This is a genomic window from Zhengella sp. (genome assembly GCF_041397485.1).
Classification (GTDB): domain Bacteria; phylum Pseudomonadota; class Alphaproteobacteria; order Rhizobiales; family Rhizobiaceae; genus Zhengella.
Genome location: NZ_JAWKWO010000005.1, coordinates 325,073 through 338,962 on the forward strand (window position 1 = coordinate 325,073; position 13,890 = coordinate 338,962).

A 13,890-nucleotide genomic window follows, 5' to 3' on the forward strand; every position below is an offset into this window, starting at 1 on the left:
ACCCGCCTTTTTCATGTTCCGTGCCGGGCAGGGATCACCGCAGGCCATCCTCGCCCTTCACGTCCCAGGCCTCCAGTCCGCCCATGCGCGAATGAATGCGGGGGCCTTTGGCCATGGCAAGGACAAAGGCGATTTCATTGGCGCGCGGCGCATCCGGCACGCGGATTTCCATGGCGTCGAAATGGCTGCGCACATAGGCCGCGTTGATATGGCCGAGCGGCACATCCAGCGCCGCGCCCATGCCGGCCAGCTTCATGGCCGATGGCACGATGGCCCTGGCCTCACCGAGACGCTCCCGCATGGCATAACCGCCCGGCACATGCCAAAGCGCGCCATGCTCGATCTCGCCCGCTTCTCCGACAATGGCACCCTTGCCATAACCATCGATCCCTTCCAGCCCGCCGAGTTCGACGATCAGCCTTTCGGTCAGTTCCCGGCCCAGCGGCTTGAGATCCTCCATGGCCGGTTGCAGGTCCGGCTCGAACCGGCCCGCGAAGGGATTGGCCACGATGGCGATGGCCGCGGCGCGCAGGCGCGGCCCGCCCTTTGCCGCCGGGCCGTTGTCGTGAAGGATCTCTTCCGAATGGAGGACGATCTTGCGGATGGGAAAATCAGGCATCTTGGTTCTCCGGCAGTCTGGTTTCCGGCAGGCTTGCTGGGCAATCGCCTGCGGTTCTGGTTTGGCCCATGAGGCATAGCAGGGCGCCGCCGATGACACCGCGCGCGACGAGTTGCCGTGCCGGTGCCGCGCCGCGTTCCAGCGCCAGGTCGATCTCGGCGCGGGAAAGGACGCCGACGCCGGTCGTCACCAGCCGGTCGCCGAGATCGGTGTCCGGGAACAATGTCCGCGCTGCCTCGCGTTCAATGGCGCGGTGCCCGGGAAGATCCACCGCATTGGCGATCATGGTTGCAGCCGCATCGGCGTCGGCGGCGCTGCGTGCGAAGACGGTCACGGCATCGGCAATGCCGAGGGAATGGCTGCGCCCGCGCCAGCCGGATGTGGCAATGCCGCGCCATGGCTGCCCGTGCGAAAGAACCAGCCTGCCGCCGGACACGCCGGCGATGGCCGCCGTCAGGCTTTCGCCGGGCATCAGCCGGAAGGCGATGTCACCGCCATTGTTGATGCTGGCTTTTCCCAGGCCGCCCACGCTGGCCATGACCGAGAGGATCTCGTCGGCCACCGCGCCGGCCACCGCCGCCATGGGCGTGATGAAACCGGGCAGATGCGGCCTCACCGCCCGTTCCATGGCACGGGCGACAGGACCCTTGCACCGGCAATCCTCCATGGCGGGGCTTCGCAACAGCGGCAGTTCGTCTGCCAGTTCCTGCAAAAGGGCGCGAAACCGGGTTGCCGCCAGGTGCAGTGCCTCCCGGGCGCCGGTTCCTTCCGCATCGATGACGAGGTCGATCGGGCCATGGTGGAAATGCATTCGCCGCCCATCAGGCAGGTGCCGGATCTGCGGCCCGGCGCCGGTCACCGGCCGCCCCCCCGCACCAGATGGGCCAGGCCACGGAAAGCCGACCCGTACTCGCCGCCTGAACGAAGGATGTCGTCAAAGGCGCGCACGGCGTCGTCATGGCCGCCAAGGGCGCGGAATTCGTCCCGCGTCATGGTGAATTCCAGCGGCGCCACGAGGGCGGGCGTCGGCACCGAACCGAAGGCGCGGGCCGGCAGGTCAAGCACGTCGGCCATGACCGTGATGCCGCCGCCCGGCCAGAGATAGGTGGCCGCCCCGCCAAATGTCACCCGCGTGCGCCCCTCGTGGACAGAGCGAGTCAGGCGAACCGGATTTCTCGTCACCCCGGAGCGAAGCGATCCACCAGCACCGCCCATGAACAGCACCGAGCACAATGCGGGTTCGCAATTCTCCGCGATCAATCGGACGGAAGGGGCCAGGGCCGCCGGCATGGGGCGCCGTTGCGGCTTCAGATCGTCGTCGAGGACGAAATAGGCCGCCTGTTCGCCGGTGGTGGAGACCATGAGCAGGGTGAGGCCCGGGCGCGCGCCTTTTTCCCGCTTCCAGTCTCCGAGGATCACCAGCGGATCCTCGATATTGGTGCCGCCCCAGCCAAGACCCGGTTCGGCAACGCGGAAATAGCGCCCCGGCGTGGACTTGCGGCCCTTGATGCGAATGCCGGTGTCCGGCCAGCCGATGACCTTGCCGGCTTGATGTTCCGAAACCACGCCGGTGATGTGGTCATCGACGACGACCACCTCGTCGACGAGGCCCAGCCATTGCGATGCGAACATTCCGATGGTGGCCGATCCGCACCCCACGCGCATGCGCGTTTCCGGCTTGCCATCGACCACGGGCGCAGCCCCGGCCTGAACGACCACCGTGGAGCCGCCATCGATGGCCAGTTCCGCCGCGTCCCCGTTGGCCAGGGCCAGCAAGGTTTCGCAGGTCACGCGGCCTTCCGGTTTTGTACCGCCGGTCAAATGATGCACACCGCCCAGCGACAGCATTTGCGACCCGTATTCCGAGGTCATCACATGGCCGATGGGCTCGCCATCCGCGCGCACCGTGGCGGCTTCCGGGCCCAGATGCCGGTCGGTGTCGATCTTCACCTTCAGGCCGCAATAGGAAAAGATCGCCTCGGTCACGACGGTGACGACATCCGCGCCCTCGATCTGCCGGGAGACGATGAACGGTGCGGGCTTGAAATCGGGATAGGTCGTGCCCGCGCCGATGGCAGTGAGGAACCCGGCATCGTCGGAAAACAGTTCGCCGTTCCAGTCCTGGCCGTGGAATGGCGTCACCTCGTCGCCTGCGGCCAGCCGCCGGTCCAGCACCGTGACCGGATCGACGCGCACGATCCGGCCGCCCTCGTTGGCGTAGCGGTCACAGGCTCCGGCGCGCCCTTCGGCGATGTAGCACATGACAGGGCAGGCATCGCAGCGGATCTTTTCGCCCTGGGCGGTACTTGCGGTGGCTCTTTCACCCGTCATGCGCCGCCTCCCTTGCCCGCAAGGCCGCACGCAAACGGTGCGGCAGGACCGGAACTCTTGTCATCCGGACTCCGGTGGCGTGGGCAATGGCATTGAGAATGGCAGGTGCGGTGGGAATCAGCACATGCTCGCCGAGTCCCTTGGCGCCCATCGGCCCTTCGGGGTCCGGTTTTTCAATCAGGATGGAGCGGATCTGCGGCATGTCCCCGGAAGTGGGGATCAGGTAGTCGTGCAGGTTCTCGGTGCGGCCGGGAATGTATTCCTCCATCAACGCCATGCCGAGCCCCTGGGCGATACCGCCCTCGATCTGGCCTTCGGCAAGCTGCGGATTGATGACGCGGCCAAGGTCGTGGGCGGCAAGGATACGCAGCACCCGCACCGTGCCAAGCGCCAGATCGACGTCCAGTTCGGCCATCTGCGCCCCGTATCCGTAAATGGCATAGGGCTTGCCCTGGCCGTTCTCGTCCAGAGCCTCGGTCGGGGGATCGTAGCTCTCCTGCGCCGCCATCACATATCCATGATCGTCGGCGGGCAGCGCCGTCAGGTCGATATGACGGATGGCGGGGCCGTCGCGCAGCACCAGCCAGGTTCCCTCCAGGGCGATCGTGGCGCCGGGCCCCATGTTGCCGTGGCGCAGGATGATCTCACGCAGCGCCTTTCCGGCGAGAAGCGCCGCCTTGCCGGAAACGACGGTCTGGCGCGAGGCGGATGTCTTGCCGCAATCCGGTGTCAGGGCCGTATCCGGGCCGACGCGTTCGATCATGTCCAGCGGCACGCCGAGCGCGTCGGCGAAAATCTGGCTGATCACCGTGTTCGCCCCCTGGCCGATGTCGGTGGCACCCTGGTGAAGCACCAGCCGACCGTCCGGCGTGACACCTGCGCGCATGGTCGAGGGATTGGGCAGGGCTGTGTTGCCACAGCCATACCAGCACGACGCCACGCCGACACCGCGCTTGCGGCCGGTATTCGCGGCATTGAAAGCCCTTGCTTCGGCCAGGGCGCGTTGCCAGTCTCCCCTCAGCGCATCCAGGCATTCCGCGATGCCGGCGCCATGCATGGCCTGCCCGCAAACCGAGCGGTCGCCGTCGGCCAGCGCATTGAGCCGGCGGAAGTCCAGCCGGTCCATGCCGAGGCTGTTGGACAGTTCATCATACAGGCTTTCCTGCAGGATTGCCGCTTGAGGGACGCCGAACCCGCGAAACGCACCCGAAATGGGGCCATTGGTATGAATGGCGCGCGCCTGGGCATGGTAATGGGGCGTCCGGTAGGGACCGGAGGCATGCACGGGTACGCGGGTGGCGACCGTCGGCCCCCAGCTTGCATAGGCGCCGGTGTTGAAATCGCCATCAAAGAGCATGCCGGTGATACGCCCTTCGGCATCGGTCCCGGCGGTGGCGGTCATTTTCGCGGGATGGCGCTTCGTCGTCGACATCATCGATTCGCTTCGCGTGTAGACCATGCGGGCCGCCCGCCCGGTTTTCAGCGCGACAAGACCGATCAACGGCTGCAAGGACACATCCAGCTTCGAGCCGAAGCCGCCGCCGGCAGTGGCAGGCAGAATGCGCACCTTCTCCTTCGGCAGGCCAAGAACCAGGGCCGTGTCCTCCTGGTCCATCACGGGCGCCTGCGTGCAGGCCTGGATTTCCAGCACATCGCCGTTCATGCGCGCGAAGCCGGCTTCCGGCTCGATATAGGCATGTTCGACATAACCGGTTTCGACCGAGAGCGTGGCGCGATGTGCCGACGCGGCCAGCGCAGCATGCGGATCGCCGCATTTGACATTGCCGGTAATCAGCAGGTTTCCGACCCGCTCGTCATGCACAGGCGCGGCATCGGCCTGGCGGGCCGCATCGGTGTCGAGCGCCGGGGGAAGCGGTTCCCATTCAACCGGGAAATCCGAAAGGTCGAGACGGCGCATGGCATCCGCTTCGCCGGCGATGAGGGCAATTGCCTCACCGCGGAACCGGGCTTCCCGCTCCGCCAGGGCAGGCTGGTCGGCAAAGGGCGGGATGACGCCGAAACGGTTCCGTCCGGGTATGTCGGCGGCCGTGAAGACGGCCACGATCCCGCGCCGCCTTTCTGTCCAGCGATCGATGTCGCCGAAGCGGAACCGTGCGCGATGATGCGGCGAGCGGATGGCGCGGACGAGAAGTGCATCCTCGGGCCACGCATCGGCGCCGAAAATCTCGCTGCCCAGCACTTTCGGCAAACCGTCGAGCCGGGGCAGACGCGCACCCACCGCCTGGCCCGCTTGCGGGCAGGGCGCTCCGTCGCCGCCGTCCCGCCAGGCATCGCAAATGGCGTCCACGATCTTGGCATAGCCGGTACAGCGGCACAGCACGCCGCCAATGACGTCCTCGGCCTGTTCGCGCGTCGGGCGTGGCGTTGCGGCCAGAAGCGCGGTCGCGGCCATCAGCATGCCGGGCGTGCAGATGCCGCATTGCGCCGCCCCATGGCGCAGGAAAGCGTCTTGCAGCCGGTTCGCCGCGCCGTGGACAGACAGCCCTTCGACGGTCTCGACGGCACGTCCGGAAACCTGGGCCACCGGCGTCAGGCAGGCGCATGCGGGCGCACCGTCCAGCAGCACCGTGCAGGCGCCGCAATCGCCGGCGTCGCATCCCGACTTCGTGCCGGCAAGGCCGATCTCCTCGCGCAGGACATGGCTGAGCCGGGCATTGGGAGCCGCCGCGACCGAAAAGGGCTGGCCATTGAGCGTGAAGGCGAGCGCCGCCCTCATGACGTTGCCTCCTGTCCCAGCACATCGAGTGCCCGCCGCAGCAATTCGCAGGCCGCCTCCAGCCTGTAGGCGCGGTCCGCCCGAATATCGTCAATGGGCGACAGTGACGAACAAAGCAGATCCGCCGTCACCGCTTCGGATGCCTCGTGTGGCAAAGCGCCGGCAAGTGCGGCCTCAAGCGCTGGCAGGCGGGTCGCCACCGGGCCGCAGGAGCCGACCGACACGGCGGCGTCACGGATCCGGCCGCCTTCGAGGGTCAGTCGCGCGGCGACCATGGCGATGGAAATGAGCAGGTGCTTGCGCGCACCGAGCTTGAGGAAATGCGCGCGCCCCTGCGCGGCTGCGTCCGGAATCAGGATGGCCGTCAGCATTTCGCCAGCCTGCAACGCTGTCTGCCGTGGACCGGTCAGGAACGCGGCCAGCGGCAAGGTACGGATTCCGGCCGCAGACGCGATCTCGACCCCGGCATCGAGGACCAGCAGAGGCGGAACGCCATCGGCCGCCGGCGAGGCGTTGCACAGGTTGCCGCCAATGGTCGCGGATGTCTGGATCTGGCTGGAGCCGACCTCACGTGCCGCCAGCTTCAGCGCATCGAAGGCCGGCGGCAGATCGGCGGCAATGATGCTGCGCCAGCTTGCAGCCGCGCCGATGCGCCAGCCATGCGCGCCATGGCCGATCGCCTTGAGTTCCGCGATCGCGGTGACATCGACCACAGGCCACGGCAGTTCCTGGTTTTGCGTGAGTGTGAAGAGATCGGTGCAGCCCGCGGCGACGCGGCCCTCATGGGAGGCCAGCCAGTCCAGGGCTTCGCCCAGCGTATCGGGTCTCACATACGTCACGGACCGTCAGCCTCTCCTCTCGCTGCGCCCCTATTATCATTTGTATGCAAACGGATTTTGCGCTTGCGCCAAGGAGGTGTCAACCGCAATGATCGACTGGCAACATGCGCGAAACCAGGGGACGATGCCCGTGAAGGACGGCAAACCGGATCAGGCCTACCGGCTGGATAAGCAGATCGGCTTCATCCTACGTAAGGCCAGTCAACGGCATCTGGCCATTTTCGCCACCGGGATCGGTGACCTGACGCCGACGCAGTTCGCCGCGCTGGCCAAGTTGCATGAATGCGGCCCGCTGTCGCAGATCGATCTTGGCCGCCAGACCGCCATGGATGCAGCCACGATCAAGGGCGTGATCGACCGTTTGCGTGAACGCGGGCTCGTGGTGACGATCGCCGACAAGCGCGACCGGCGCCGGCTGATCGTCGATTTAGCCGAAGCGGGACGTGCGCTGTTTGCCGCGCGCGTGGATGCCGCCCGCGCCATCACCCGGGCAACGCTGGAGCCGCTTGACGCGCCGGAGCAGCAGATGCTTCTGGCATTGCTGGCCCGTATGGCCGAAGGCCGGGAAAACGAACCAGGAAACGGAGGCAAATGATGGCCACGCAAGGAAAATCCGCCGATACGGCGCTTCTGATGATCGACATACAGAACGATTTCTGTCCGGGCGGCGCCCTGGCTGTCGGCGAAGGCGATCATGTCGTTCCGGTCGTCAACGGCTTGCAGGACCGCTTTGCCGTGCGCGTGCTGACGCAGGACTGGCACCCGGCCGATCATGCCTCCTTTGCCGCCAATCACGACGGCGCGGACCCGTTTTCCCTGACCGAAATGGCCTATGGGCCGCAGGTTCTCTGGCCGGTTCATTGCGTGCAGGGCAGCGACGGGGCGGCGTTTCACCGCGACCTGAGAACCGATACCGCCGACCTTGTCATCCGCAAGGGTTTTCGCGCGGCCATAGACAGCTATTCCGCCTTCTATGAAAACGACAAGACGACGCGTACGGGGCTTGCCGGCTACCTGCGCGACCGTGGCGTCTCGCACGTCGTGCTGACCGGTCTGGCAACGGATTTCTGCGTCTACTACTCGGCTATCGACGCGGTGCGCGACGGCTTTGCCGCCACGCTTGTCACCGATGCCTGCCGCGCCATCGACATGGACGGATCGCTTGCCGCAGCCATGCAGGACATGAAGGACAAAGGCGTGCGGATCACGACCAGCACGGACCTTTAGCCGTCACGCTCAAACCCCGACATAGCGCTCGACGAGTCCGTGGTCGGCACGCAGGACACCGGCGGCGATCACATCGCGCACATGCCCGTTTTCGAGGAAGGCGACCCGGTCGGCAATTTCGAGCACCGCATCCACACGCTGCTCGACCAGCAGGATGGCCACGCCCTGCGCCTTCATCGCCACGATCACATCGCGGATGAGGTCGATCATGGAAGGCTGGAGGCCCTCGGTCGGCTCGTCCAGCAGCAGGACCGAAGGTTCGATGCACAGCGCCCGGGCCGTCGCCAGCATCTGCTGTTCGCCGCCTGACAAGGTTCCCGCGCGCTGGCGGTAACGCTCGCGCAGGCGCGGAAACATGGCGAGCACCCGGTCCCGCGTATCCGCGCCATTGCCGCGCACCATCAGTCCGACGTCCAGGTTCTCGGCCACCGTCAGTTCCGAAAACAGGCGCCGCCCCTGCGGGATGTATCCGATCCCGCGTTTGGGCACCTCATGGGCCGGCAAGGCCGACAGGGTCTCGCCATCCAGGCGCACCGCGCCGCCGGTCAGCGGCAACAGGCCCATGATGGCCTTCATGGCCGATGTCTTGCCCGCGCCGTTCCGCCCCAGCAGGCAGAGTATCTCACCGGAGGAAACGGCAAAGGAAACCCCGTGCAGCACCGGGGCCGCGCCATAGGCGGCGCGTATGGCGTCGAGTTCAAGCATGGGTCGTCCCCAGATAGGCTTCCTGCACCGCCCGGTTGGCGCGGATCGAATCGGGCGGGCCCTCGGCCAGAACTTCGCCGAAGTTCAGCACCGTGATGAACTCGGCCAGTTCCATGACAACGCCCATGTTGTGCTCGATGAGCAGGATCGTCGTATCCGCGGACACGGTGCGGATGAGCGCGTTGAACTCGCCGATTTCGCCATCGGAGAGCCCTTGCGTCGGCTCATCGAGGATCAGGAGGCGGGGCGCCTGTGCCAGGCCCATGGCAATTTCGGTCAGGCGCTGGTGCCCGTAGGACAGATCGCCGGCCAGTTGCCCGGCCCGGGCGGACAGGCCGACGCGGGAAAGCGCCTGCTCCACGGCATGGCTTGCGGCTGCCCGGTCGTGACCGGAGCGCCGGCGCGCGGCCAGGGCGATGTTTTCCCGCAGCGTCAGCTTCGGGAAGACGGAGGTGATCTGGAATGTGTAGGCCATGCCGGCCTGGATGCGCTTGTGGGCGGGCAGGGCGGTGATGTCGCGGCCTTCAAAGGAGACCGTGCCCTCGTCTGCGGGAATCCGTCCGCACAGAAGCGACACGAACGTGGTCTTGCCGGCCCCGTTCGGGCCGATCAGCGCGCGGATCTGCCCTTCGGGAAGATCGAAGTCCACGGCATGCACCGCACGCAGGCCGCCGAAGCTCTTCGATACCCCGCGCGTGGACAGGAGCGGCGTCACGGCAGCCATGGCGCCATCCTCTTGCGCAGCGTGCCGGCAAGGCCTTGCGGCGCGAACAGCGTGAGCAGCACGAGGGCCGCGCCGGCCAGCAGCATGTAGGCCGTGGTCACGCTGCTGGTCAGGTCGATCAGGTAAAACATGAACAGCGTTCCGACAAAGGGACCGATGATCGTTCCCGCCCCGCCCAGCAACACCCACAAGAGCGGCAGGATGGAATATTGCACGGCTGCGAAACTGGCGCCGGCATAGCCGAACAGCAGGCCATAGGCCGCGCCGGACGCCGTCGAAATGGTGCCCGAAACGATGACCGCGCCCAACTTGTGGGCAAACACGTCATAGCCCAGCATGCGCGTGCGTTCCTCGTTTTCGCGGATGGCGACCAGCACCCGCCCGAACGGCGCCTGCACCAGCCGCGACGTGGCCAGGAGAACGATGGCAAACAGGATCAGGGCTGCGAAATAGCGGTTGTCGGCATTCGAAAGGTCGATGCCGAACAGGACGCGGTCCGCGGGCTGGATGACGAACCCTTCATCGCCCCGTGTCCAGGGCGTGAAATAGAGGATGGTCAGGAAAACCGCCTGCGAGAACATCAGCGTGACGATCATGAAGGCGACACCGGTGGTGCGCAGCGCCAGGAAACCAACCGCCGCCGACAGCGCGACGCCCGCCAGCAGCCCCGCGGCCAGGGCTGGCGCGGCGGCAAGATCGAGATGCTGGACCGTCAGCCCCATGCCATACATGCCCGCGGCAAAGAACATGGCATGGCCAAGGCTCAGAAGGCCGCAATAGCCGAACAGGACATTGTAGCCCATGGCATAGACAGCCAGCACCATGATGCGCGCCAGATTGCCCTGATGGTATTCCGGGAGTGCGAAATGCGCCAGCACAAGCGCTGCGACCAGCCCGCCATGCAGGAGGAAAGCCTTGAGAGCGAGGTTCATCGCGCCGCCTTTCCGAACAGGCCCTGCGGGCGGAAGACCAGCACGAGAGCGACAGCCAGCGTGGCGATGATCTTGGCCAGCGTCGGCGAGAAGAAGACAGAGATGATGCCGTCGCTCATGCCGATCAGCACGGCCGCCACAACGGTTCCGGCGAGGCTGCCGAGGCCGCCGATGATGACGACGATGAAGGACAGCAGTAGCGGGTCGCCGCCCATCAGGTAGTGCGCCTGCTGTATGGGCACGATCAGGACGGCGCCCAGCGCTGCCAGGCCCGCGCCGAGGCCGAAGGTGAGTGCGTAGACGCGCTCCACCGGAATGGCGAAGGCCAGTGCCGTTTCGCGGTCGAGCTGCGTGGCGCGCAGAATGATGCCGAGCCGTGTCCGGGTCATGACCAGCCACAGCGCCATCAGCAGGACGATTGCCGCGCCGATCACGAAGAACTTGTAGGTCGAATAGCCGAACCAGGGAAAATAGATGCGGTGATTGAACGGCGCCTCGACGGGCCGCGCCTCGGGCCCGTAGGTCATCAGCACCATTTGCTGGATGATGTAGAGCAGGCCGATCGTGGCCACGATGGTGCGTTCCGGATCGTATTGCACCCGTTTGAGCACCAGGAAATCGGCGGCCGAGGCGATGGCCGCGACGATCAGCGGCGCAATCACGAGCGCCATCACGAAACCGATGGCGGGATGCCCGCCGGCCATGGACGCGACCCACCAGGCGATCACCGCGCCCAGCATGAAGAATTCGCCATGGGCGACATTGACCACGCGCATGATGCCGAAGACCAGCGACAGGCCGGCTGCCGTCAGCGCCAGCACCGCCGCCGTCACCGCCCCCTCGAGCGAGGCCAGGAAGAGATAGGGCCCGAAATCCATGATGAGGAGGGTGGACCGCGCCGGCTGTGCGGATCAAGCCGGTGCGGTCGCTGTTCCCGCCGATATCCCCCGTTTGTATGCGCTCAGAGCGCCTGCGTCGTGTAGTCGACCTCGTCGGGATAAAGCCCGTCCTCGATCGACGTGGTATGCTGCACGACCAGCTTGCCGCCCTCCACCTTCGAGATGTATTGCGGGCCGAAGACCTGGTGCGTCTTGCCGTTGAACAGCTTGGCGCCCTGCGGATGCTCGTTGGAGCGTTCCATCGTGGTCATTGCCTCGACGGCCTCGATCAGTTTCGCGCGGTCGCCCGGCCCCTGGTAGCCGGCCGCCTCCATGCCCGCCTTGATGACGAACAGCGTCTCCCAGCAGCCGAACATGTGGGCGTAGGTGGACACGTCCTTGGGGTCGGAAACCGAGGCGCCGTTCGCGTCCACGCCGACATGCTCGCGGTAGAACTTGTCATGGTCGCTCTGGTCGGCCTGGGCATAGCGCGGCATGCCTTCCCAGAAATAGGTCCCATCGAGGAATTCCAGCCCCGGGCTGTTCAGGTCGACGGCTTCGAGGCTGTCGATGAAGCCGAAGATCTGCGGCTTGTTCGGCCCGTAGAACTCGCCCATTTCCTTGACGAAGGTCAGCACGGCCGGCCCGACCATGACATGGTAGATGACCTCGGTCTCGCGCGGGATCTTGGGGAAGTACTTGGTGAAGGAGGTTTCCGTCGGCGGAATGGCGATCTTCTCGATGATCTGGCCGCCATTGGCCTCGACGGCCTCGGAGAAGAAGTCGCGGTGGTCGTGGCCGAAGGCATAATCGGGGAAGATCATGGTGACCTTCTTGCCCAGATTCTGCGTCACGAAGGGGGCCATGGACTTCACCTGGCTCTTCACGTCGCAAATGCCGGGCTGGAGCGTGTATCGGTTGAGCGCGCCGGACGCCACGTGATGGCCTTCCGATACCACGAAATAGGGAATCTTGAGCTCGCCGGCGCGGGGCGCCGACCCCATGACCACATGCGAGAAGAGGGTGCCGTAGGCAATGTCGCAATTGTGCTGGCTGGCGAACTTCTCGACCACTTCGGCGCCGCGCTTGGGATCGGTGCCGTCATCCTCGGCAATGATCTCGACCGGACGGCCGTTGATGCCGCCGCCATCGTTGATCAGCTTGGTGGCCGCGGTCGTCACCCGGTCATACCAGCGCCCGTAGGCCGCGCCGATGCCGGTACGGTGGACCTGAAAGCCGATCCTGATGGGTTCGGATGTCTGCGCCTGTGCATAGCGCACGAACCCCGGCAGGGCCGTTGAAGCAGCAATCGCACCGGCTCCGGCAGCCGCACCCTTCAGGATGTCGCGGCGTGTGCTGCGGAGGTCTTTCCTGTCACTGGTCGTCATGACGTTCTCCTCTGGAAGACGGGCGGCATGCCCCTTCAACTGTTAACCTTGCGCAAGGTCAGCCTCCGAGTCCAGCCTTTTCAAGCGCTTCCGCTCATGCGCCGCGCGGAGCGGCCAGCAGCCACAGCCCGAACAGCGTGAAGGCGATCATCACCGCGATCAGCGGCACCTGGGAAAGCAGCGCCTTGCGGTTCGACGGGAACATGCCAAGCGCGATGGCATGGGCAGCCACGATGGCGATCACATGGCCGGCCACCACGCCGCCGGCCTGCGTGAGGAAAAGGACGCGCACGCTTTCGGTCGTGTTCAGAAACCCGGTCGTGACCTCGTCATGCTCACCGTGTTCATGAAAGGCATGGGTCAGGGCTTCCAGCACGTATTGCCCGTTGACGAGCAGGACCGTCAGATAGTGCGCCAGATGATAGCCGGCCGCAATGGGCAGGATCGCGGCAGCCTGGCGCCGGAAGACCTCGGAAAAACGGTGCTGTTCGCCTGCCAGCCGCAGGCCGGCCCAGATGGCGCCCGCGAAGACGGTGACGAAAAGCGCCATGGTCGCAAACAGGCCAAGCACGGTTTGCAACCAGACGGCAGAGCGGCCCGGAAATTCCAGCGGATTGACGCCGATGAACGCGAGCCAGGCGAAGGTCTCGTTGATTCCGTCGAAGGAACCGGTGGCCATCATCAGCAGCACGAGAACGGCGAGCGCGGACGACAGAGGCGGTGCGTTCGCAATGGCATGCCCCCAGAGACCGATCCGCCAGCCATCCCGGCGACGGGCAACCAGGCCGACGCGGGCGATGAGGCTCATCAGCACGGTGACGAACTCGCCGTGTCGCAGCCAGGCGCGCGGGCCGAACAGCAGCATGGCCATCAGCGTGAAGACGAGATAGCCGGACACGACCGCAGCCAGCCTGTCGGGATCGTCCGGTGCGATGTCTGCCAGATAGAAGCAGCCGAAAGCCACGTAGAGCACGACCGCGGGTAGGGCACCGATCCGCTCCGGCAGGAAAATGACGGCGCCTGGGCGGCCGGCTCTTTCGAGCAGCCATGCCAGACCGGCAAACGGATTGATCCAGCGCCAGAGATCGCCGATCAGCGCCTGGAGGAAGACCAGCACGATCCACCAGACGGTCCAGATCGCCAGCGGCAACGGGTTTTCCAGCGGATCGCGCGTACCGAGAAATCCGCTCGTGACAAGCGCGACCAGCAATGCAAGGGCAGCCACCTGTCCGCCGAGGCGCAGGGGCCGCAGTCCCGGCAGGGACAGGGAAACGGCAGCAAACAATGCCCCCGTGATCGCCCTCGGCAGCAGCAGCATGGCCAGCACGGTCAACACCACGGCGATGACCCCGGACGCGATGTAGATGCCTGTCGGCAGCAACAGGACAAGCCCGCCTTCCGAAACATGGGCGCAAGCAGGCGCCGCGCCCGCCAGAAGCCCGAGACCGGCAAGACCGCCAGCCAGGCATGCCAAGCCCCGCTTCTCCATGCCGCCTGAGCTCCCCACCTC

General features: G+C 66.0%; 13 protein-coding genes. 2 read left to right on the plus strand and 11 right to left on the minus strand.

Going from position 1 to position 13,890, the window contains the following annotated elements:
* Positions 1-34: 34 nt before the first annotated feature.
* The 5 genes from R3D65_RS16455 to R3D65_RS16475 are packed head-to-tail and all read right to left on the minus strand — an operon-like array spanning position 35 to position 6,526.
* Positions 35-619: an amino acid synthesis family protein gene (locus tag R3D65_RS16455; RefSeq protein ID WP_371276352.1), complete on the minus strand. Its 585-nt coding sequence runs from the start codon at positions 617-619 to the stop codon at positions 35-37.
* Positions 612-1,478 (minus strand): UPF0280 family protein, encoded by an 867-nt coding sequence (locus R3D65_RS16460; protein WP_371276353.1) that lies wholly within the window; start codon positions 1,476-1,478, stop codon positions 612-614. The genes R3D65_RS16455 and R3D65_RS16460 overlap by 8 nt, the downstream gene beginning before the upstream one ends.
* Complete coding sequence (locus tag R3D65_RS16465; protein WP_371276354.1) at positions 1,475-2,950, minus strand: 6-hydroxynicotinate reductase; 1,476 nt, start codon at positions 2,948-2,950, stop codon at positions 1,475-1,477. Before R3D65_RS16465 ends, R3D65_RS16460 begins: the two co-directional genes overlap by 4 nt.
* On the minus strand, positions 2,940-5,687 hold the full coding sequence (locus R3D65_RS16470) for a molybdopterin-dependent oxidoreductase (RefSeq protein WP_371276355.1): 2,748 nt from the start codon (positions 5,685-5,687) through the stop codon (positions 2,940-2,942). The genes R3D65_RS16465 and R3D65_RS16470 overlap by 11 nt, the downstream gene beginning before the upstream one ends.
* Entirely contained in the window at positions 5,684-6,526 is an 843-nt protein-coding gene (locus tag R3D65_RS16475) for a xanthine dehydrogenase family protein subunit M (protein ID WP_371276356.1), read from the minus strand. Before R3D65_RS16475 ends, R3D65_RS16470 begins: the two co-directional genes overlap by 4 nt.
* Positions 6,527-6,614: 88 nt before the next feature.
* On the opposite strand from R3D65_RS16475, the gene R3D65_RS16480 reads away from it, so the two are divergent.
* Both R3D65_RS16480 and pncA read left to right on the plus strand, forming a co-directional pair.
* Positions 6,615-7,121 carry a MarR family winged helix-turn-helix transcriptional regulator gene (locus tag R3D65_RS16480; RefSeq protein ID WP_371276357.1) on the plus strand — a complete coding sequence of 169 codons (507 nt, stop codon included), beginning with the start codon at positions 6,615-6,617 and terminating at the stop codon, positions 7,119-7,121.
* Positions 7,118-7,753 (plus strand): bifunctional nicotinamidase/pyrazinamidase, encoded by a 636-nt coding sequence (pncA, locus tag R3D65_RS16485; protein ID WP_371276358.1) that lies wholly within the window; start codon positions 7,118-7,120, stop codon positions 7,751-7,753. The genes R3D65_RS16480 and pncA overlap by 4 nt, the downstream gene beginning before the upstream one ends.
* Before the next feature lie 9 nt (positions 7,754-7,762).
* Here the strand turns inward: pncA and R3D65_RS16490 are convergent, their stop codons facing one another.
* From R3D65_RS16490 to R3D65_RS16515, 6 genes are all read right to left on the minus strand, one after another.
* On the minus strand, positions 7,763-8,458 hold the full coding sequence (locus R3D65_RS16490) for an ABC transporter ATP-binding protein (protein WP_371276359.1): 696 nt from the start codon (positions 8,456-8,458) through the stop codon (positions 7,763-7,765).
* Positions 8,451-9,182, minus strand: coding sequence for an ABC transporter ATP-binding protein (locus R3D65_RS16495; protein WP_371276360.1), 732 nt, complete (start codon positions 9,180-9,182; stop codon positions 8,451-8,453). Before R3D65_RS16495 ends, R3D65_RS16490 begins: the two co-directional genes overlap by 8 nt.
* Entirely contained in the window at positions 9,170-10,114 is a 945-nt protein-coding gene (locus R3D65_RS16500) for a branched-chain amino acid ABC transporter permease (RefSeq protein WP_371276361.1), read from the minus strand. The genes R3D65_RS16495 and R3D65_RS16500 overlap by 13 nt, the downstream gene beginning before the upstream one ends.
* Positions 10,111-10,992 (minus strand): branched-chain amino acid ABC transporter permease, encoded by an 882-nt coding sequence (locus R3D65_RS16505; RefSeq protein ID WP_371276362.1) that lies wholly within the window; start codon positions 10,990-10,992, stop codon positions 10,111-10,113. The genes R3D65_RS16500 and R3D65_RS16505 overlap by 4 nt, the downstream gene beginning before the upstream one ends.
* An 83-nt stretch (positions 10,993-11,075) precedes the next feature.
* The gene (locus R3D65_RS16510) at positions 11,076-12,380 is read right to left on the minus strand and encodes an ABC transporter substrate-binding protein (RefSeq protein WP_371276363.1); all 1,305 of its coding nucleotides are present in this window, start codon (positions 12,378-12,380) and stop codon (positions 11,076-11,078) included.
* A gap of 94 nt (positions 12,381-12,474) precedes the next feature.
* The gene (locus R3D65_RS16515) at positions 12,475-13,869 is read right to left on the minus strand and encodes a hypothetical protein (protein ID WP_371276364.1); all 1,395 of its coding nucleotides are present in this window, start codon (positions 13,867-13,869) and stop codon (positions 12,475-12,477) included.
* Positions 13,870-13,890: the final 21 nt, after the last annotated feature.